The sequence below is a fragment of the Nitrospirillum guanabarense genome, assembly GCF_034653355.1.
In the GTDB taxonomy this organism is placed as follows: domain Bacteria; phylum Pseudomonadota; class Alphaproteobacteria; order Azospirillales; family Azospirillaceae; genus Nitrospirillum.
In genome coordinates, this window is sequence record NZ_JAYEER010000004.1 from 614,800 (window position 1) to 635,000 (window position 20,201).

The 20,201-nt window shown below is 66.0% G+C and carries 18 protein-coding genes, 1 tRNA gene and 1 rRNA gene; 16 read left to right on the forward strand and 4 right to left on the reverse strand.

Annotated features, from left to right (window positions below):
- Positions 1–74: 74 nt before the first annotated feature.
- A complete protein-coding gene (gene moaA / locus UAA55_RS20825; RefSeq protein WP_416235240.1) occupies positions 75–1,151 on the reverse strand; it encodes a GTP 3',8-cyclase MoaA in 1,077 nt (358 codons plus the stop codon).
- A 174-nt stretch (positions 1,152–1,325) separates the two neighbouring features.
- A complete protein-coding gene (locus tag UAA55_RS20830; RefSeq protein ID WP_322955093.1) occupies positions 1,326–1,541 on the reverse strand; it encodes a DUF3553 domain-containing protein in 216 nt (71 codons plus the stop codon).
- Positions 1,542–1,744: 203 nt separating this feature from the next.
- Here UAA55_RS20830 and UAA55_RS20835 point away from each other — a divergent pair, with 203 nt between their 5' ends.
- The 7 genes from UAA55_RS20835 (at position 1,745) to mscL (ending at position 8,886) form a co-directional block, all read left to right on the forward strand.
- The gene (locus UAA55_RS20835; RefSeq protein WP_322955094.1) at positions 1,745–2,380 is read left to right on the forward strand and encodes a histidine phosphotransferase family protein; all 636 of its coding nucleotides are present in this window, start codon (positions 1,745–1,747) and stop codon (positions 2,378–2,380) included.
- 288 nt (positions 2,381–2,668) lie between these two features.
- Positions 2,669–5,341, forward strand: a complete 2,673-nt coding sequence (locus tag UAA55_RS20840; protein WP_322955095.1) for a hybrid sensor histidine kinase/response regulator — start codon at positions 2,669–2,671, stop codon at positions 5,339–5,341.
- Positions 5,338–5,829, forward strand: coding sequence for a chemotaxis protein CheW (locus UAA55_RS20845; protein WP_044559593.1), 492 nt, complete (start codon positions 5,338–5,340; stop codon positions 5,827–5,829). The genes UAA55_RS20840 and UAA55_RS20845 overlap by 4 nt, the downstream gene beginning before the upstream one ends.
- A gap of 55 nt (positions 5,830–5,884) precedes the next feature.
- Complete coding sequence (locus UAA55_RS20850) at positions 5,885–6,250, forward strand: response regulator (RefSeq protein ID WP_322955097.1); 366 nt, start codon at positions 5,885–5,887, stop codon at positions 6,248–6,250.
- A gap of 20 nt (positions 6,251–6,270) precedes the next feature.
- Entirely contained in the window at positions 6,271–7,488 is a 1,218-nt protein-coding gene (locus tag UAA55_RS20855; protein ID WP_322955099.1) for a protein-glutamate methylesterase/protein-glutamine glutaminase, read from the forward strand.
- On the forward strand, positions 7,485–8,294 hold the full coding sequence (locus UAA55_RS20860) for a CheR family methyltransferase (RefSeq protein WP_322955100.1): 810 nt from the start codon (positions 7,485–7,487) through the stop codon (positions 8,292–8,294). Before UAA55_RS20855 ends, UAA55_RS20860 begins: the two co-directional genes overlap by 4 nt.
- A gap of 190 nt (positions 8,295–8,484) precedes the next feature.
- Positions 8,485–8,886: a large conductance mechanosensitive channel protein MscL gene (mscL, locus tag UAA55_RS20865; protein WP_322955102.1), complete on the forward strand. Its 402-nt coding sequence runs from the start codon at positions 8,485–8,487 to the stop codon at positions 8,884–8,886.
- A gap of 23 nt (positions 8,887–8,909) precedes the next feature.
- Here the strand turns inward: mscL and UAA55_RS20870 are convergent, their stop codons facing one another.
- Together UAA55_RS20870 and lipB are read right to left on the reverse strand one after the other, a co-directional pair.
- The gene (locus UAA55_RS20870) at positions 8,910–9,677 is read right to left on the reverse strand and encodes a hypothetical protein (RefSeq protein ID WP_322955104.1); all 768 of its coding nucleotides are present in this window, start codon (positions 9,675–9,677) and stop codon (positions 8,910–8,912) included.
- 104 nt (positions 9,678–9,781) lie between these two features.
- Complete coding sequence (gene lipB / locus UAA55_RS20875; protein WP_322957732.1) at positions 9,782–10,495, reverse strand: lipoyl(octanoyl) transferase LipB; 714 nt, start codon at positions 10,493–10,495, stop codon at positions 9,782–9,784.
- A gap of 197 nt (positions 10,496–10,692) precedes the next feature.
- On the opposite strand from lipB, the gene UAA55_RS20880 reads away from it, so the two are divergent.
- The 9 genes from UAA55_RS20880 to UAA55_RS20920 all read left to right on the forward strand — a co-directional run bounded on the left by UAA55_RS20880 (position 10,693) and on the right by UAA55_RS20920 (position 20,097).
- Positions 10,693–10,777: transfer RNA gene (locus UAA55_RS20880), tRNA-Leu, on the forward strand.
- Between the two features lie 246 nt (positions 10,778–11,023).
- A complete protein-coding gene (locus tag UAA55_RS20885) occupies positions 11,024–13,309 on the forward strand; it encodes an NADP-dependent malic enzyme (RefSeq protein WP_322955107.1) in 2,286 nt (761 codons plus the stop codon).
- Between the two features lie 135 nt (positions 13,310–13,444).
- A complete protein-coding gene (locus UAA55_RS20890) occupies positions 13,445–14,074 on the forward strand; it encodes a TetR/AcrR family transcriptional regulator (protein ID WP_322955108.1) in 630 nt (209 codons plus the stop codon).
- Complete coding sequence (locus tag UAA55_RS20895) at positions 14,064–15,251, forward strand: acetyl-CoA C-acyltransferase (protein WP_322955109.1); 1,188 nt, start codon at positions 14,064–14,066, stop codon at positions 15,249–15,251. The genes UAA55_RS20890 and UAA55_RS20895 overlap by 11 nt, the downstream gene beginning before the upstream one ends.
- 99 nt (positions 15,252–15,350) lie before the next feature.
- A complete protein-coding gene (locus UAA55_RS20900; RefSeq protein WP_322955110.1) occupies positions 15,351–16,013 on the forward strand; it encodes a 2-hydroxychromene-2-carboxylate isomerase in 663 nt (220 codons plus the stop codon).
- Entirely contained in the window at positions 16,010–16,912 is a 903-nt protein-coding gene (locus UAA55_RS20905; RefSeq protein ID WP_322955111.1) for an ion channel, read from the forward strand. The genes UAA55_RS20900 and UAA55_RS20905 overlap by 4 nt, the downstream gene beginning before the upstream one ends.
- Before the next feature lie 178 nt (positions 16,913–17,090).
- Positions 17,091–17,432, forward strand: a complete 342-nt coding sequence (locus tag UAA55_RS20910) for a hypothetical protein (protein ID WP_004272552.1) — start codon at positions 17,091–17,093, stop codon at positions 17,430–17,432.
- 158 nt (positions 17,433–17,590) lie between these two features.
- On the forward strand, positions 17,591–18,007 hold the full coding sequence (locus UAA55_RS20915) for a DUF1489 family protein (RefSeq protein WP_322955113.1): 417 nt from the start codon (positions 17,591–17,593) through the stop codon (positions 18,005–18,007).
- A gap of 576 nt (positions 18,008–18,583) precedes the next feature.
- Positions 18,584–20,097 (forward strand): 16S ribosomal RNA (locus UAA55_RS20920).
- Positions 20,098–20,201 lie beyond the last annotated feature (104 nt).

The window sequence follows — 20,201 nt, forward strand, 5'->3', positions numbered from 1 at the left end:
CCGGGGCAAAGGAAATGCCACGGTGCCGGGGAAACCGGTGTCTTTGAGAACGGATCGCGAAGGCGGTGCCGGCCTCAGCCGCCGGTGACGCTCATGTGCCGGGCCACGGCCGGGGTCTTCCGCCGGCGGTCGATGATGAAGTCATGGCCCTTGGGCTTGCGGGCGATGGCGTCCTTGATGGCGGCCAGCAGGGTGTCGTCATTCCCCGGGGCGTTACGCATCACGGCGCGCAGGTCGGCGGCGTCGTCCTGGCCCAGGCACATGTACAGCATGCCAGTGCAGGTCAGCCGCACGCGGTTGCAGCTTTCGCAGAAATTATGGGTCATGGGCGTGATGAAGCCGACCCGTCCACCCGTCTCCGCCACCCGGGCGTAGCGCGCGGGGCCGCCCGTGCTGACGGGCAGATCGGTCAGGGTCCAGCGCTTGGCCAGCTCGGCACGCAGCATGGACAGGGGCCAGTACTGGTCGGCACGCACCGTGCCGCCCTGGTCGGCCCCCCCGGCGTCAGCACCGTCCATGTCACCCATGGGCATGACCTCGATGAAGGTCAGGTCGTGGCCCTCACGTCCGCACCAAGCGACCAGGTCATGCACCTCGCCGTCGTTCACGCCACGCAGAGCCACGCAGTTGATCTTGACGGACAGGCCCGCGTCCTTGGCGGCCTTGATGCCGTCCAGCACCGGGGCCAGCTTGCCCCAGCGGGTGATGGCTTGGAAACGGTCGGGGTCCAGCGTATCCAGGCTGACGTTCACCCGGCGCACGCCGGCGGCGTACAGCCCGGTGGCGTACTTGGCCAGCTGGCTGCCGTTGGTGGTCAGGGTCAGTTCATCCAAGGCGCCGGTGTCAAGGTGCCGGCCCAGGCGGTGGATCAGATCCATGATGCCCCGCCGAACCAGCGGTTCGCCCCCCGTTAGGCGCAGCTTGCGCACGCCCGTCTGGATGAAGGCGCCGCACAGCCGCTCCAGCTCTTCCAGCGACAGCACCTCCGCCTTGGGCAGGAAGGTCATTTCTTCCGCCATGCAATAGACGCAGCGGAAGTCACAGCGGTCGGTGACGGAAACGCGCAGGTACCGGATCGACCGGCCGAAGGGGTCGACCAGCGGCAGGCGGTCACGCGCCGGCGTCACCGCGCTGGGGGCGCCATTCGCCATGGGTGTCAGGGCGCCGTCCGCCATCGTCTCAACAGTCCTCAACCAAGCTATGGGGAATCCGTCCGCCGGCCGGCGGACGTTCCCCATCCTCATCTACGGCAAATATGGTGCGGCGACCATAGCAATACAGCCCCCGCGGCGCTGTGACGGCGGCCATTGGGGCGCGCGCCGGCTTCAGGGCGTCCACTCCTCCGGTTCCACCACTCGCAGGGGCACGACGCCGGCGTCTATCATCCGCTTGCCGGCGTGGGGGAAGTTGACGGTGACACGGGTGCCCACGGCCGATTGCACCTGGCCCAGGCCCCAATCGGGCTGGCCCGGATGCACGACATAGGTTCCGGGAGTCAGCAGGGCGGTCATGGCGCCTGATTCGGGGGGTAAAGGGGGCATGGGGCGTACATCCTTGGGCCAGAGGGGCGGTGGCGGCGGCGGGACGCCATGAAAACGTCACCTATCCTTTTGCCCTTATCCGTTTGTCCTGAGGGGGCCGCTCCGCTAAACCCCTGGTATCGGCGCGGGCCTTCTCTATGCTGGACCCGCCCACTATGAACCGCCGCGCGGCCCAGGCAAGGCCCCAAAAACAAGGCCCCCGAATGACGGTCTCCCTGGAACTTCATGTTGTCGAGCTGCTCTGCTCCCGCCTTTGCCATGACCTGATCAGCCCGGTGGGCGCCATCGCCAACGGCGTGGAACTCATTGAGGAAATGGGCCAATCCATGGCCGAGGAGGCGATGGCCCTGATCGCCGACAGCGCCGACCAGGCGGCGCGGCGCCTGCGCCTGTTCCGCCTGGCTTACGGTGCTGCGGGGAACAGCAGCGCCTTCACCGCGGCCGAGGCGCGGACGGTGCTGGGCGCCTGGTTCCGGGGTGCCCGCACGCGCCTGGATTGGCCGGCCGACGTCATGCCCAAATCCGACAACGGCGTGCTGAAACTGGCGCTGAACCTGGGGCTGCTGGCGGAGGAGGCCATGCCCCATGGCGGCGTCGTCACCATCGCCGCGGGCGGCGGCGGGGCGGCGCTTTGCGTGGCGGCGGAGGGGCGCACCGTCAGCCTGCGCGACGAGGTGCGCGAGGCCTTGGACGGGGCCGTGGCGCAGGCCGACCTGACACCCCGCAGCGTCCAGGCATATGTCACAGGCCGCTTCGCCGAACAGTGCGGCTGGCGTATCGTCACCGAGGCCAAAGGTGCGGAAGCATTGCGTTTCTGGCTGGAAAGCCGGGCCGGCTGACGGGGGCCGGGCCCAGTTTCACGCTGATAGCGAACCTTAACGCGTTTATCGCTTGTCTTGTCGCCCGGGGCACGCCATCAATCTCGCAGGAGTAACGTGTTCTTAATCGTCTTTCTGGAATAGATGGGTGTAGGGAGTGGCGCCCCCTGTCACCATTAGGGGACCCATCACGGCCGGAGGGGTTTGGCCGGGGTCTTTGTGGGGCGGGGTCGGGGGCTTAAACCTTATTCCTAACGGGGCCGCCCGCCGGGACGGCTTCGATACGCGCATGGCAACGGGACGTGGACCATGGATGATCTGCTGAGCGAATTTCTGACCGAGACCAATGAAAACATCGCGGTCTTGGACGTTGAGTTGGTGCGGCTTGAGCAGAACCCAAATGACCCCAGCCTGCTGAGCAACATCTTCCGACTGGTTCATACCATCAAGGGCACGTGCGGCTTCCTGGGCCTGCCGCGGCTGGAAGCGGTCGCCCACGCGTCGGAGAACGTGCTGGGCCGCTTCCGTGATGGCGAGCTGAACGTCAGCCCCTACGCGGTCACGCTGATCCTGGAATCCCTGGACGCGATCAAGTCGATCCTGCTGGTCCTGGAAAAGACCGAGGCAGAGCCGGCGGGCAACGACGAAGACCTGATCAACCGCCTGAACGCGCTGGCCGAAGGCCGGGAGGCGCCCGCCGCGGCCGCCGCGGCTCCGCCGCCTCCCCCTCCGCCGCCCGAGCCGGTACCGGAGCCCGTGGCCCCGCCGCCGCCGGCCCCCGTGGCCGCCGCCCCGTCCGTGCCGGCGGCCGCCGCCACCCGCGAAGTGGCGCCCGTGGCCGAGGCAGCCCCGCCCGCCCCGGCTCCGGCCCCCGTCGCCAGCCAGGCGCCGCCCCCGCCGCCGCCCGCCGGTGGTGATGGTGGCGAGTCGTCGCTGGCCAACCAGACCATCCGCGTGAACGTCGACCTGCTCGAAAACCTGATGACCATGGTTTCCGAGCTGGTGCTGACCCGCAACCAGCTGCTGCAGATCCTGCGCAGCCAGAAGGAAAGCGAGTTCGCTGTCCCGCTGCAGCGCCTGAACCACGTGACGTCGGAGCTGCAGGAAGGCGTCATGAAGACGCGCATGCAGCCCATCGGCAACGCCTGGGCCAAGCTGCCGCGCCTGGTGCGCGACCTGGCGCACGAACTGCACAAGAAGATCGATCTGCAGATGCTGGGCGCCGAGACGGAACTGGACCGTCAGGTGCTGGAGCTGATCAAGGATCCGCTGACCCACATGGTCCGCAACTCCGCCGACCACGGGCTGGAGCTGCCGGCGGAGCGCGTGGCCAAGGGCAAGCCCGAGACAGGCCGCGTCACGCTGAACGCCTTCCATGAGGGCGGCCACATCATCATCGAGATTTCCGACGATGGTAAGGGCCTGGCGATCGAGGCCATCAAGCGGAAGATCCTGCAGAACGGCCTGGCCACCGAGGCCGAGCTGGCCAGCATGTCGGACCAGCAGATCCAGCAGTTCATCTTCAAGGCCGGCTTCTCCACCGCAGCCAAGGTCACCAGCGTTTCCGGCCGCGGCGTCGGCATGGATGTGGTGAAGACCAACATCGAGAAGATCGGCGGCACCATCGAGCTGAAGTCCGTCGAGGGCCGCGGCACCACCTTCACCATCAAGATCCCGCTGACCCTGGCCATCGTCTCGGCCCTGGTCGTCGAGTGCGGGGGCGAGCGTTTCGCCATTCCGCAGATCAGCGTGATCGAGCTGGTGCGCGCCGCCAATGACAGCGAGCACAAGATCGAGCGCATCAACGGCACGCCCGTGCTGCGCCTGCGCAACCGCCTGCTGCCGCTGGTGAGCCTGGAACGACTGCTGAAGCTGGGCGACGGCGACCAGGACAACCGCGAGACCTTCATCGTGGTGGCCCAGGTCGGTAATTACACCTTCGGCATCATCGTCGACCGCGTCTTCGACACGGAAGAAATCGTGGTGAAGCCGGTGGCCCCCATCCTGCGCCATATCGAGCTGTTCTCGGGCAACACCATCCTGGGTGACGGCTCGGTCATCATGATCCTGGACCCCAACGGCATCGCCAGCTTCTCCGGCGAGATCGCGGGGGGGATGCACGACACCGCCGCCGCCGCCGCGGAGGCGAAGCAGTCCACCCGTCAGGACGACCGCATGGCCCTGCTGCTGTTCCGCGCCGGCGACGGCGCGCCCAAGGCCGTCCCGCTGTCGCTGGTGGCGCGCCTGGAAGACATCGACCTCAACCAGGTCGAGGCCTCCAACGGCCAGCCGGTGGTGCAGTACCGCGGCAAGCTGATGCCGCTGGTGCCCATCGATCCGTCCTGGCAGGTCCAGCGCGACAAGCGCCAGCCGGTGCTGGTGTTCGCCGACGGCGACCGCTCCATGGGCCTGGTGGTGGACGAGATCATCGACATCGTCGAGGATCGCCTGCAGGTGGAGCTGGGCACGGAACGCGCCGGCTTCATGGGCAGCGCCATCATCGCCGACAAGGCGACGGACGTCATCGACGCCGGCTTCTACCTGACCCAGGCCTTCCGCGACTGGTTCGGCAACGCCACCGACCGCTTCGAGGACGAACGCCTGCACAAGGTGCTGCTGGTCGACGACAGCCCCTTCTTCCGCAACCTGCTGACCCCGCTGCTGACCGTGTCGGGTTACGACGTCACGGCGGTGCAGAGCGCCGACGAGGCCCTGGGCCTGTGTGAATCGGGCGAGGACTTCGACGTCATCGTCAGCGACATCGAGATGCCGGGCATGAGTGGGCTGGAGTTCGCCCAGGCCGTCCGCGGCAACAGCCGCTGGCAGAACGTGCCGCTGGTGGCCCTGTCCAGCCACGCCACCCCGCGCGACCTCGACCGCGGCCGTCAGGCCGGCTTCACCGACTATGTGGCGAAGTTCGACCGTGACGCGCTGCTCTTCACGCTGCAGCAGACCATCTCCGAGACCAAGGGTGCCGCATGAGTACGAACCTGCCCGCCAAGCGCACCGCCAGCACGGAAGTCGCGGTCGTCAAGAACGAAGACTTCGTGACCATGACCATCGCCGATCAGGTGTTCGGCATCCCGGTCCTGCAGGTGCAGGACGTGCTGGGCCCGCAGCGCATCACCCGCATCCCCCTGGCCCCGCCGGAGGTCGCCGGTTCGCTGAACCTGCGCGGCCGCATCGTCACCGCCATCGACGTGCGCCTGCGCCTGGGCCTGCCGCCACGCGCGGCCGACAAGCCCGGCATGAGCATCGTCGTGGACCACAAGGGTGAACTCTACTCCCTGATGGTCGACAGCGTCGGTGAAGTGTTAAGCCTGACTTCGGATGACTTCGAACGTCAGCCCGCCACCATGGACGCGCGTTGGCGCGAAGTGTCCACGGGTATTTATCGTCTTCGGGAAAATCTTCTCGTTGTGCTTGACGTGTCGCGGTTGTTGAATTTCGCTAATACCGAAGCTGCCTAAGCCTGGGCTTAAACCACCGGTGCTTTCGAGCGCTTAGCAACCCGAGGTCCTTTGCATGAAGTCCTGCCTGGTCGTCGATGACAGCCGCGTCGTCCGCAAGGTCGCGCGCAAGATCCTGGAAGAGCTGAACTTCATCTGTTCAGAAGCCGAGGACGGCAAGCAGGCTATGGAAGCGTGCGCGGCGTCCATGCCGGACGCCATTCTGCTGGACTGGAACATGCCGGTCATGACCGGCATCGAGTTCCTGCGCCGTCTGCGCAAGATGTCGGGGGGCCAGACGCCCAAGGTGGTGTTCTGCACCACCGAGAACGATTTGGCCCATATCCAGGAGGCGCTGTCGGCCGGGGCGAACGAGTACATCATGAAGCCCTTCGACAGTGAGATCATCCAAACCAAGTTCCAGCAGGTCGGGCTTCTCTGACGCCCGGGAACCATAAGATCATGAACGATATCCCCGGACGACCCCAGGCCGCGTCCCCGGCGGCCTCCACGACCGAGCCGTACCGGGTCATGGTCGTGGACGATTCGGCGGTCATCCGCGGTCTGCTGACGCGTACCCTGGAAGGCGACGGCACCATCCGTGTCGTCGCGTCCGTCGCCAACGGCCAGATGGCCATCAACACCCTGCAGCGCCAGACCCTGGATGTCATCGTCCTGGACATCGAGATGCCGGTGATGGATGGGCTGACGGCCTTGCCGCAGCTGATCGCCGCCGATCCTGCGGTCAAGGTCATCATGGCCTCGACCCTGACGGCCAAGAACGCCGACATCTCGTTGCGGGCGCTGCGCGCCGGCGCCTCCGACTACGTCACCAAGCCGTCCTCGACGCGGGAGCTGACGGGCGCGGAGAGCTTCAAGGCGGAACTGGTCAGCAAGGTCCAGGCCCTGGGGGAGGCCGCGCGCCGCGCCGACCCGTCCAAGGGGGCGCCCGCCCGGCCGCTGGCGCCGCGTCCCGTCATCACCCCGGCTCCCGGCGCGGCATCGTCGGCGGCGCCCGCCGGCACCGCGGCGCCGTCGCCCATCCGCAGCCGACTGCTGGATCACGGGCCCGTGGTCCTGCGGCCCGCGCCGGACATCCGTCCCGACATCATCGCCATCGGCAGCTCCACCGGCGGGCCCCAGGCCCTGTTCGAGGTGATGGCCAATTTCCGCGGCGGTTTGCAGCAGCCCATCGTCATCACCCAGCACATGCCGGCGACCTTCACCACCATCCTGGCCGAGCACATCACCCGCCAATGCGGGATCGAGTGCGCGGAGGCCAAGGACGGGGAACCCATCGTTGGCGGCCGCGCCTATGTGGCGCCGGGCGACAACCACCTCCTGCTGGTGCCGCGCAACGGCGTGACCACCGCGCAACTGACCAAGGATCCGCCGGAAAATTTCTGCCGGCCGGCGGTCGATCCCATGTTGCGCAGTATTGTTAAGATTTATGGGCGTAAGGTGTTGGCGGTCATCCTCACCGGCATGGGGCATGACGGTCGCGGCGGCTGCGACCACGTGGTCCAGGCCGGGGGTATGGTTGTTGGCCAGGACGAGGCCAGCAGCGTGGTATGGGGTATGCCGGGTGCCGTCGCTCAGGCGGGCCTGTGCAGTTCCATCCTGCCCTTGAAGGAGATCGGTCCGTTTATCCGCAAGATCGCACTGAGGACGGCGGCATGAAGGTCGAAGACTTCGACATGTTCTGCACGATGCTGAAGCAGCGCTCGGGCTTGGTCCTGACCAAGGACAAGGCCTACCTGCTGGAATCGCGCCTCATGCCCGTGGCGCGGAAGTGGAACCTGAAAACGCTGGATGAACTGGCGGCCACGGTTCGCGCCCGCAAGGACGAAAACCTGCTGAAGGACATCACGGAGGCGATGACGACCAACGAGTCGTCGTTCTTCCGCGACCAGAAGCCCTTCGACCAGTTCAAGCAGGTGGTGCTGCCGGCCCTGCTGGAAAGCCGGGCGACCAAGAAATCCATCCGCATCTGGTCGGCCGCCTGCTCCAGCGGGCAGGAGGCCTACTCGCTGGCCATGATGCTGTCGGAGGACAGCGTGCGCCTGAACGGCTGGCGCATCGAGATCGTGGGCACCGACCTGTCGTCGGAGATGGTGGAGAAGTCGCGCGCCGGCATCTACACCCAGTTCGAGGTGCAGCGCGGCCTGCCCATCACGATGCTGGTGAAATATTTCAAGCAGGCGGGCGACAAGTGGCAGCTGTCGCCACAGATCCGGCAGATGGCGACCTTCCGCGAATACAACCTGCTGACCGATCTGTCACCCCTGGGCCAGTTCGACGTGGTGTTCTGCCGCAACGTGCTGATCTATTTCGACCAACCGACCAAGACCAAGGTGCTGGAGGCCATCGCCAAGCAGATGCCGTCCGACGGCGTGCTGTATCTGGGCGGGGCCGAAACCGTCCTGGGCATCACCGACAGGTTCAAACCCATGGAAGGCCAGCGGGGCCTGTACGTCCTGGCTTGAGGATCGTTCACCATGTCAGGCGAAGGGCCGGCCCGGCGACGGGAGCGGCCCTTTTCTTTTGGGCTTTCGCGGGGTGTGCCTACATCCTGTGGGTAGTGACCCTGGCCGGCCGCCGCCTGCATACTGTGTCCACCAACCCATGAAGCGGCCCGCGCAACCGGGGCCGCCACGCAAATAAGGGGACGCAAGGATGTGGGAAGAATTCAAATCGTTCATCAGCCGGGGCAACGTCATCGACCTTGCCGTCGGTATCATCGTCGGCGCCGCCTTCACCGGCATCGTCAATTCGCTGGTCAATGACCTGATCATGCCCCCCATCGGCTACCTCCTGGGCGGTATCGACTTCTCCAGCTACTTCCTGGCCCTGAACGGCGAACACTACGCCAACCTGAAGGCGGCGCAGGACGCGGGTGCCGCCACCGTCAACTATGGCGTCTTCATCAACGTCGTCATCCGTTTCTTCATCGTCGCCGGCGCGGTGTTCCTGCTGGTGAAGCAGGTCAACCGCTTCCGCACCAAGGCGGTCTCCGCCCCACCCCGGCAGGAAGTGCTGCTGGAGGAAATCCGCGACCTGCTGAAGGCCCGGAACTGATCCGGGGCCATGTCCGGGGCGGGCTATCCGAACAGCTTCGCGTAGCCGTCCATGAGGGTCATCCAGGTGGCGCTGGCGGCGATGGGTACCATGGCCACCTGGTTCAGGATGGCCAGCGGCAGCCCATAGGCATAGACGGGATGCGGTCGACCCCGCGCGCGCCAGTCACGGACCAGGGCCACGACCAGCAGCAGGTCGGCGACCAGGCCGGGGGGAATCGCCACGAAGGGCGGGGGCAGACCCTCGGCCGCCGCCCCCGGCGGCGCCAGCAGGGCCACGAAAACCCGCGCGATGGCCGGCTGCATCAGCAGGGTCATGAGCAGGACCATGAGCCGCTTGTGCACTTCCGGCCGTCGGACCATGACGATGGCCAGCACGAAGACGGCGATGAACAGCGGCAGCGCCGTCAGCGAGACGGCGGCGAAGCGCTTGGCCGCGTCGCCATATCCCAATTGCGTGTAGAGGTTCAGGACGGCCACCTGGCTGGCCAGGATGGTGCAGATCATCACGCTGAACAGGGCGATGCCGGCCAAGCCCCAAGTGCGGTGGTCGGGTGTCCGGCCCCGCGCCGCCAGCAGCGTCTGCGCGAAATAGAAAAGGCACCAGGAAAACAGGACGAAGCCGTGGATATGGACGATGGCCGGCCGGTGGAAGGTGCCGCTGAGCACTGGCCGCCAATAGGTCGGCGTGAACCCGCCGAAGGCGATAGCCAGGAAGACGGCGGCCATGGCCACATAGAAGGTGTGCCGACTGGCCGTTGCGACAGGCCCAGAAGCGATCGCGGTTTCCATGGCGTCCCCCCGCCGTTGCCATACTGCCTCAATTATGCGTGGCGGCGGGTTAGAGGTCCAACTATCGCAGGTTTAGACCCTAAATAGGTAGTCGGTGGCACCCCTTACCGGATACACGCGTCCACAGCTGAGCCGGGGGTTTCGAACACGCCGTCCCAGGCGTCGCGCATCGCCGCATCCACCTCGTGCAGGCTGGCCAGGTGCCCCAGGGCATGCATGGAGGTCACGCCGAACTGGGTGATGCCGCAAGGCACGATGCCGCCGAAGTGGCTGAGGTCCGGATCCACGTTCAGCGAGATGCCGTGGAAGGTGACCCCTCGGCGCACGCGCACGCCGATGGCGCCGATCTTGTCCTCCTGACCCGGCAGCCCGCCATAGGGCTGCTTGTCCACCCAGATGCCCACCCGGCCGCAGCGCCGCTCGCCCCGGATGTTGAACAGGGCCAGGGTACGGATGATCCATTCCTCCAGGTTGGTGACGTAGCGGTGCACGTCCGGCCCGCGCTTCACCAGGTCCAGCATGACGTAGGCCACGCGCTGGCCGGGGCCGTGATAGGTGTATTGCCCGCCACGCCCAGTCTGGAACACGGGGAAGCGGCCATGGTCCAGCAGATCCTCCGCCTTGGCGCTGGTGCCGGCGGTGTACAGCGGCGGATGTTCCAACAGCCATACCAGTTCCGGTGCCGTACCGGCGCGGATGGCGGCCACCCGGTCCTCCATGGCGGCGACGGCGTCGGGATAGGGCACCGGCTGGTCGCTGATGCGCCACTCGGGACCAGCCGGGGGAAGGGTGTCGGTTTCGGTCAGGGGCAGGGACATCACGGGCGCTTACCTGTCGTGTGAAGCGGATCCATCGCCGCCGCGTGCGGGCGGCTTCGGGTCACGGAAGGACCACACCTTTATATAGTGTGTCCCGATCCCGATAGGGCCACACGGGGGCTTGCTATGGGATCGGCGATTTGCTATTCCCCCGTTCACCCGTTGGCAAGCCCTTGCCGACGAGGTTCTGACATGATGCGGTCATGGCGGAATTGGTAGACGCGCAGCGTTGAGGTCGCTGTGGGGCAACCCGTGGAAGTTCGAGTCTTCTTGACCGCACCATCACCTGAAAGGCCGGCCCCCAGGGGTCGGCCTTTCGCGTTTCGGAGTGTCATGTCCAGATCGGCCCGACGCATGGCAGCCCGGTGCTGTGGCGCTGAATGGCACCTCAGTGCCCATGGCCTCTGGACAACGCCCGGCCCCCCGCCTTAAGCAGGAAGCAGACCGAACGGTTTACGACGCCCGTGGAAGCATCGGCGCCCCGTGACGCCGCTCGCGACCCAGTCCCCCGCAGAAGAGACCGGCCCCATGTCCGACGAGTTTCGCGAAGCCGCCCTTGACTATCACCGGCTGCCGACGCCGGGTAAGATCGCCGTCACGCCGACCAAGCCCCTGGCGACACAGCGCGACCTGGCCTTGGCCTATTCGCCCGGCGTGGCCTTCGCCTGCGAGGCCATCGTGGCCGACCCGGCCGAGGCCAGCCAGATGACCTCGCGCGGCAACCTGGTGGCCGTCATCACCAACGGCACCGCCGTGCTGGGCCTGGGCGACATCGGTCCGCTGGCCGCCAAGCCGGTGATGGAGGGTAAGGGCGTCCTGTTCAAGAAGTTCGCCGGCATCGACGTCTTCGACATCGAGATCGACCAGAAGGATCCCGACAAGCTGGTCGAGGTCATCGCCGCGCTGGAGCCGACGTTCGGCGGAATCAACCTTGAGGACATCAAGGCGCCGGAATGCTTCTACGTGGAAAGCAAGCTGCGCGAGCGCATGAAGATCCCGGTCTTCCATGACGACCAGCACGGCACCGCCATCATCGTCGCCGCCGCCATCACCAACGCGCTGAAGCTGCGCGGCCGCAAGATCGACGAGGTCAAGCTGGTGGCCAGCGGCGCCGGCGCCGCCGCGCTGGCCTGCCTGGATCTGCTGGTGGATATGGGCATGCCCGTGGACAACATCTGGGTCAGCGACATCAAGGGCGTGGTCTATGATGGCCGCACCGAGCTGATGGACCCGCGCAAGGCGCGCTACGCCAAGAAGACCAACGCCCGCACCCTGGATGACATCATCGATGGGGCGGACATCTTCCTGGGCCTGTCCGCCCCGCGCGTGCTGACCAAGCCCATGGTGTCCAAGATGGCCGGCCAGCCGGTCATCCTGGCCCTGGCCAACCCCACCCCGGAAATCATGCCGGAGGAGGCGCGCGAGGCCCAGCCCGACGCCATCATCGCCACCGGCCGGTCCGATTACCCCAACCAGGTCAACAACGTCCTCTGCTTCCCCTTCATCTTCCGGGGGGCCTTGGACGTGGGCGCCACCCAGATCAACGAGGCGATGAAGATCGCGGCGGTGGAGGCCATAGCCCGTCTGGCCATGGCGGAGCAGCACGACGTGGTGGCCGCCGCCTATGGCGATCAGTCCACCGGCTTCGGCCCCGACAACATAATCCCCAAGCCCTTCGACCCGCGCCTGATCCTGGAGATCGCGCCGGCGGTTGCCAAGGCCGCCATGGATAGCGGCGTGGCCACACGGCCCATCACCGATTTCGACGCGTACCGTGAGCGGCTCTCGCAGTTCGTCTTCCGCTCCGGCCTGCTGATGAAGCCGGTGTTCTCCCGCGCCAAGCAGGCGCCCAAGCGCCTGGTCTATTGCGAGGGCGAGGAGGAGCGGGTGCTGCGGGCCGTGCAGTTCGTGGTGGACGACGGCTTGGCCAAGCCCATCCTCATCGGCCGCCGCGACGTGGTGGCTCGTCGCATTGAGAAGCTGGGCCTGCGCATCGCGCTGGACCGCGATTTTGACCTGGTCGATCCGCAGAACGATCCGCGCTACGCCGACTACTGGCAGAGCTACCACGCCGTCATGGAGCGCCGGGGCGTCAGCCCCGACCGCGCCCGCCAGGTGGTGCGCAACAACACCACCGTCATCGGCTCGATGATGGTGCGCAAGGGCGACGCCGACGCCATGATCGCCGGCACCGTCGGTCTCTATGACTGGCACCTGAAGCATGTGCTGGACGTCATCGGTCTGAAGCCGGGCACCACCATTCCGGCCGCCCTGTCGGTGCTGATCCTGCCAAAGGGCACCTTCTTCCTGGCCGATGCCTATGTGACGCCGGAACCCACGGCGGACCAGATCGCGGCCATGACCGCGCTGGCGGCGGAAGAGGTGCGGCGCTTCGGCGTGGTGCCTAAGGTGGCCCTGCTGTCGCACTCGAACTTCGGCAGCCACGGCGACGCCTCGGCTCTCACCATGCGGGCCGCCCTGGCCAAGATCGAGCAGCAGTGCCCGACGCTGGAGGTCGAGGGTGAGATGCATGCCGACAGCGCCATCTCCGAGGACATCCGCAACCGCGTGTTCCCCAACAGTCGCCTGAAAGGCATGGCCAATCTGCTGATCATGCCCAGCCGCGACGCCGCCAACATCGCCTTCAACCTGTTGAAGACCCTGGGCGAGGGCCAGCCGGTGGGGCCGGTGCTGCTGGGCGCCGCCCAGCCGGCGCACATCCTGACCCCCTCGGTCACCGTGCGTGGCATCGTCAACATGTCGGCCCTGGCCGTGGTCGATGCCCAGATGCATGAGGCGGGCGAGGACGCCTGATCCTGGCCCTCCGGGGCGCCCCCTGGCTGACAGCGGTGAAGACCCGTCCCGGAGCGATCCGGGGCGGGTCTTCGCTTTTCGGCGCAGGGCCCTTGCCTTGACAATAGCACGATCGTTCGTTTATTTTTTCGCCCCATGAGCAAGGGTGTCCGCACGCGCGCCGCCATCCTGGGTGAGGCCTTGAGCCTCATGAGCACGGATGGACTGTCAGGCCTCACCATCGGCCTGTTGGCGGAGCGTACCGGTCTGTCGAAAAGCGGGCTGTTCGCCCATTTCGGGTCCAAGGAGCAGCTGCAGGTGGCGGTGCTGCAGGAGGCCCAGGCCTGCTTCACCACCCATGTCATCCGGCCGGTGCTGCACCTGCCGCGCGGCCTGCCGCGGCTGGAGTTTTTCGCCGAAGGCTGGTGGGCATGGAACCGCTCACCCCCCTTTCCGGGCGGCTGTCCCATCCAGGCGGCCAGCCTGGAACTGGACGATCGGCCGGGACCCCTGCGGGATGAGATCGCGGGGGCGCAGCGCCGCCTGCGGGCCTTCATCCGGCAGGGGGCCGCCATGGCGGTGACGGCGGGGCATTTCCGTCCCGACCTCGACTGCACCCTGTTCGCGTTCCAGATGGTGGGTATCGCCTTCGCCCAGACCATGACCTGCCGTCTGCTGGGCGAACCGGAGGGATTGGACTTCGTCCGCCGCGCCTGGCGCCTCCAGGTGGACGGCGCCTTGGGCGCCTCACAGAATCAAACGGGAGAGATGAACCATGTCGAGTGATCCGATTGTCATCGTCAGCGCCGCCCGCACCGCCATGGGCGGCATGATGGGCGACTTGTCCAGCCTGCCGGCCGCCCAGCTGGGAGCTGCCGCCGTGAAGGCGGCGGTGGACCGCGCCGGCCTCAGCCCCGACGCCATCGATGAGGTGGTGATGGGCTGTGTGCTGCAGGCTGGCCAGGGCCAGGCGCCCGGCCGCCAGGCGGCGCTGGCAGCCGGCCTGCCGCAGTCCGTGCCGTGCAGCACCCTGAACAAGATGTGCGGCAGCGGCATGAAGGCGGCCATGGTGGCCCATGACCTGCTGGTGGCGGGCAGTGTCGACATCGCGCTGGCCGGCGGCATGGAAAGCATGTCCAACGCCCCCTACCTGCTGGACCGGGCGCGCGGCGGCTATCGCTACGGCCACGCCACCATCTACGACCACATGGCGCTGGATGGGCTGGAGGACGCCTACGACCGCGGCCGCGCCATGGGCACCTTCGCCGAGGACACGGCCAGCCATTACCAGTTCACCCGCGAGATGCAGGACGCCTACGCCATCGAAAGCCTGCGCCGCGCCAAGGCGGCGGTGGAGAACGGCTGGTTCGACGGTGAGACGGTGGGCGTCACGGTGAAGGGCAAGGCCGGCGACGTCGTTATCAATCGGGATGAGCAGCCGCTGAAGGGCAAGCCGGAGAAGATTTCCACCCTGAAGACTCCCTTCCGCAAGGACGGCACGGTGACGGCGGCCAGCAGCGCCAGCATCAGCGACGGTGCCGCCGCCCTGGTGCTGACCCGCGCCAGCGTGGCGGAAAAGCGTGGCCTGACGCCGCTGGCCCGCATCGTCGGCCACGCCAGCCATGCCCGCGCCCCCAACTGGTTCACCACCGCCCCCATCGGCGCCATCGAGACCCTGTTCGCCAAGACCGGCTGGTCCGCCCGCGATGTCGACCTGTTCGAGATCAATGAGGCCTTCGCCGTGGTGCCCATGGCGGCGATGCGGGAATTCGACATTCCCCACGAGAAGGTCAACGTCCATGGCGGCGCCTGCGCCCTGGGCCACCCCATCGGCGCTTCGGGCGCCCGCATCCTGGTGACCTTGCTGGCGGCGCTGCAGCGCTACGGCCAGACCCGGGGCGTGGCCAGCCTGTGCATCGGCGGCGGCGAAGCCACGGCCGTGGCCATCGAGCGTCTCAACTGACATCCATCCACGCTGGACCTGGTCCGGCGAGTGGGCATACTGGCGGGCGGCCGTGCCGAGGGTGCGGCCGCCCGAATAACATGGGGGAGGGGACCTGTGATGGCAGCGCAGCCCTTGGACTTCTATTTCGACTTCGCCTCGCCCTACGGCTATTTCGCCGCCATGGCGATCGATGAACTGGCGGCCCGCCATGGCCGCGCCGTTGCCTGGCATCCCATCCTGCTGGGGGCGGTGTTCAAGAGCGCGGGCGTCACGGCCACGGTGTTGCGCCCCTTGCAGGGCGACTACCTGCGCCATGACGTCGTGCGCTCGGCCAGGTACTACGGCCTGCCGCTTACCTGGCCCGAGGTGATGCCGATCAATGCCGTGGCCTCCTCCCGCGCCTATTACTGGACGGCCGCACGAGACGTCGACTTGGCGCGGAGCTTGGCGAAGGCGCTGTACCGCGCCCATTGGCAGGAGGGGCGGGACATTTCCGGAGTGGACGCGGTGGCGGAAGTCGCCACCGGCATCGGCATGGATGCGGACGACCTCAAGGCCGGCATGCAGGAGCCAGCGGTGAAGGACGCGCTGCGCGCCGCCACCGACGCCGCCATGGCCCGGGGCGTCTTCGGTTCCCCCTTCATCTTCGTGGATGGGGAGGGGTTCTGGGGGGCACGGCCTGGTGCAGGTGGAACGCTGGCTGGCGCAGGGCGGCTGGTGATGAACGCGACCACCCCCCGCCCCGTTCCCCCCGGCGGCGGCGCAAGCGTACCCTGGTGACGCCCATCGTCCTGACGGTGGGGTTGCTGGCCCTGATTTCGCTGACCATCCAAGGGGCGGATCCGGGCCTGATGCTGGCGCTGCTGGGCGCGGTGGTGGTGGTGGTGGGGACCTGTCACCTGCTGTTCCCCGGCAGCCGCTTCTTCACCATCGGCTTGGCCAACTTCGTCGGCATCTACGCCATCATCTTCGAGTTCTTCGTCGAGGCGCATTTCTCGCAGTTGCCGCCGGGCCTGCTGGGGCTGGGCTTCGTCCTGCCATTGGCCGCTTTCCTGGCCGGCGTGGTGATTCGGCGCGAAGGCATTCGCGCCATCGTCCAGGCGCGGCCGGAGGGCAACACCAGGCGGCGCGACCTGCGACGCTTCGGCCGCGCCTTTGGCTGGGTGGTGCCGCTGGGCCTGGTGGGGGCGGCCACCTTCCTGCTGACCCCGGAAACGCCCCAGCCCGTGGTGCGCGACGCCTTCTTTGCCGCCATGGGCTTCATCGCCTTCATCGTGCTGCTGGTCAGCTACGATGTGGTGGTGCTGCTGTTGGAGACGGGCCTGCTGTTCGAGGAGTTTTTCGAGCAGGTGGCCGGCCTGGCGGAGCCGGCCTTCGCCTTCTTCACCTTCTATTCCCTGCTGGTGATCGTCTTCGCCGCCCTCTACACGGTGGTGGACCGCTTCTCCCCCGTCAGCCAGTTCATGATCGGCGGCGCGCCGCAGAAGATCGGATTCGCGGAGAGCCTTTATTTCTCCGTCGTCACCCTGTCGACCGTCGGCTATGGCGACATCGTGCCGGTGGGCAGCTTCATCCGTCTGATCGTGGCGGCCGAGGTCATCGTCGGCATGTTGCTGTTGCTGTTCGGATTCAACGCCATCTTCAGCTACTCCAGCAGCCGCCGGCCGCCCGACCGCTGAACCCAGGGTCCCCTAGGGATGGCGGCACGTGGCCTTGCCGTTGGTCGCCAAGAAACATCACTGGTGCCGGCGTCAAAAAAGTCTTAACGCTTCTCTGATAGGGGTGGGGACCTGAAAGCCGCGTAAGGGCGGGGTGACCACCCTGGCGCGGGGCCTGAAACTTGAGGGGCGGGATGCCGTGAGCCGGTCGATCGAGGGCGTCACCAACTGGATGCACCTATTCCGTTGGATCGTGAAGCTGATCCGCGACGACTACGGCGTCGACGAGAAAATCCTGACCCGCACCGCCGTGCTGGAGACCGACTGCGGCCTCAGCATCGAGCAGGTGGAAGAGGTGCTGGACACCGTCGCCGACAGCTTCGCCATCCGCTTCCCCCAGGGCACCCTGGATGAGGTGCTGAAACTGGAAGAGCTGTGCCTGCTGGCCGCGTGGCTGAAGGGCATGTTCAAGCGGCCGGAATTCATCTCCGACGGTTTCGAGGCCAAGTGCCGCGCCCTGAACGCCTCGGTCGGGGCGTAGTTGTTCCTTGGATGTCGGGCTTAGGCCCCGCTTATGATCCGCTTGAGGATCACCCCTTGAGGACCGCCCCTGTGACGGGGCGCCTTGACCCTCAGGCTTAAGCTCGTAGTCTCAACCCCCCGATAGACACCGGCCTTGTTGAGACCATGCCCTTACATATGCTGCGCCTTGCCGTGGGCGCCCCCGACCTTGCCGACATGCGCGACTGGCGCAACCGCAACCAGATGGACTGGCACGGCCACCGGGTGGTGCCCACCTATACCCGCCGCATGCCCACGCGCACGGCGGAGCTGCTGGACGGCGGCTCCCTCTATTGGGTGGTGAAGGGCATCCTGTGCTGCCGCGCCCGTTTCGTCGGTTTCGATCTCATGCGCTCGCCCGAGGGGGATGAGGTCTGCCGCATGCTGTTGGATACCGAACTCGTGGAAACCGTGCCCCAGCCCAAGCGCCCCTTCCAGGGGTGGCGCTATCTGAAGCTGGAGGACGCGCCGCCCGATCTGGACCAGGCGGGTGGCGGGGGGCAGGACCTGCCGCCCCATATATTGGCGGAACTGCGCCAGTTGGGTCTGGCCTAAACCGCTGCTTCTCCTGTTGGCCTGCGGGCTTTGGGATGGTTTCCGGATAGGGGCTACGCCGCGTTTCGAAAAAAGTGAGGGGCAGGCGAAAAAAGCAGTAGACAGCCCCCCGGTGAGGTCACTATAACCCCGTTCACCGACGCGGCGGGCGACAACGAACGGCGCGACGGCGAAGCGATCCCTGAGTTCTGGCGGTTGACGTTGGAGACTGAGGGGTTGCGGTTCTGGCGGCGAGGCCGCTGGACGACATGGAATTCGCCCTTCCTGTCCGGGTTTGGGTTGGTCCTCTAGGGGGACCGGCCGGGGACGGGGTTGTGGCCTTGGGCGCTGTTCGCGTTTGGGCCACGGGTTCTTGAACAAGTGAACGTCTTGAGAAGGGATGCGCAGACGGCGGTTCCGATGCTGGGTCCAGTATGGGCACAACATGGAAACGATCGAAGCGCATCTTAAGAACATGCTCTGAATATGTCCCTTCAGCGATGAGGGGAACAGGAACGGACTTGGGTTTGAGGTGCCGACTGAGGTTGGTTTCCGTCGAGGTTCTGGTGGGCGCGAGCCCGCTACCGGAACCGCATTGAACCTGAGAGTTTGATCCTGGCTCAGAACGAACGCTGGCGGCATGCCTAACACATGCAAGTCGAACGAAGGCTTCGGCCTTAGTGGCGCACGGGTGAGTAACGCGTGGGAACCTGCCCTTTGGTTCGGAATAACTCCGGGAAACTGGAGCTAATACCGGATGAGCCTGATGGTTGTGGAGACTGTCAGGGAAAGATTTATCGCCGAAGGAGGGGCCCGCGTCCGATTAGGTAGTTGGTGAGGTAACGGCTCACCAAGCCGACGATCGGTAGCTGGTCTGAGAGGATGATCAGCCACACTGGGACTGAGACACGGCCCAGACTCCTACGGGAGGCAGCAGTGGGGAATATTGGACAATGGGGGCAACCCTGATCCAGCAATGCCGCGTGAGTGATGAAGGCCTTAGGGTTGTAAAGCTCTTTCGCACGCGACGATGATGACGGTAGCGTGAGAAGAAGCCCCGGCTAACTTCGTGCCAGCAGCCGCGGTAATACGAAGGGGGCTAGCGTTGTTCGGAATTACTGGGCGTAAAGGGCGCGTAGGCGGCTGTTCAAGTCAGGCGTGAAATCCCCGGGCTTAACCTGGGAATTGCGCTTGAGACTGAGCGGCTTGAGTTCGGGAGAGGTGAGTGGAATTCCCAGTGTAGAGGTGAAATTCGTAGATATTGGGAAGAACACCGGTGGCGAAGGCGGCTCACTGGACCGATACTGACGCTGAGGCGCGAAAGCGTGGGGAGCAAACAGGATTAGATACCCTGGTAGTCCACGCCGTAAACGATGAGTGCTAGACGTTGGGGTTCTTAGAACTTCGGTGTCGCAGCTAACGCATTAAGCACTCCGCCTGGGGAGTACGGCCGCAAGGTTGAAACTCAAAGGAATTGACGGGGGCCCGCACAAGCGGTGGAGCATGTGGTTTAATTCGAAGCAACGCGCAGAACCTTACCAGCTCTTGACATCTACTGACCGGTGCGGAGACGCACTTTCCACTTCGGTGGCGGTAAGACAGGTGCTGCATGGCTGTCGTCAGCTCGTGTCGTGAGATGTTGGGTTAAGTCCCGCAACGAGCGCAACCCCCATCTTCAGTTGCCATCATTTGGTTGGGCACTCTGGAGAAACTGCCGGTGACAAGCCGGAGGAAGGCGGGGATGACGTCAAGTCCTCATGGCCCTTATGGGCTGGGCTACACACGTGCTACAATGGTGGTGACAGTGGGCGGCGACCTCGTGAGGGGGAGCTAATCTCCAAAAGCCATCTCAGTTCGGATTGTACTCTGCAACTCGAGTGCATGAAGTTGGAATCGCTAGTAATCGCGGATCAGCACGCCGCGGTGAATACGTTCCCGGGCCTTGTACACACCGCCCGTCACACCATGGGAGTTGGCTTTACCCGAAGCCGGTGCGCTAACCGCCCAGACCTTGTGTTTGGGGGAGGCAGCCGACCACGGTACGGTCAGCGACTGGGGTGAAGTCGTAACAAGGTAGCCGTAGGGGAACCTGCGGCTGGATCACCTCCTTTCTAAGGACGCCCGCGCTGGGTCCGCGGCTTGTCTAATCATAGACGAGCGTGGCTTTAACCGGCCCGCAGGAGCCGCCGTCGGCGCATCCCTTCTCCAGACCCTT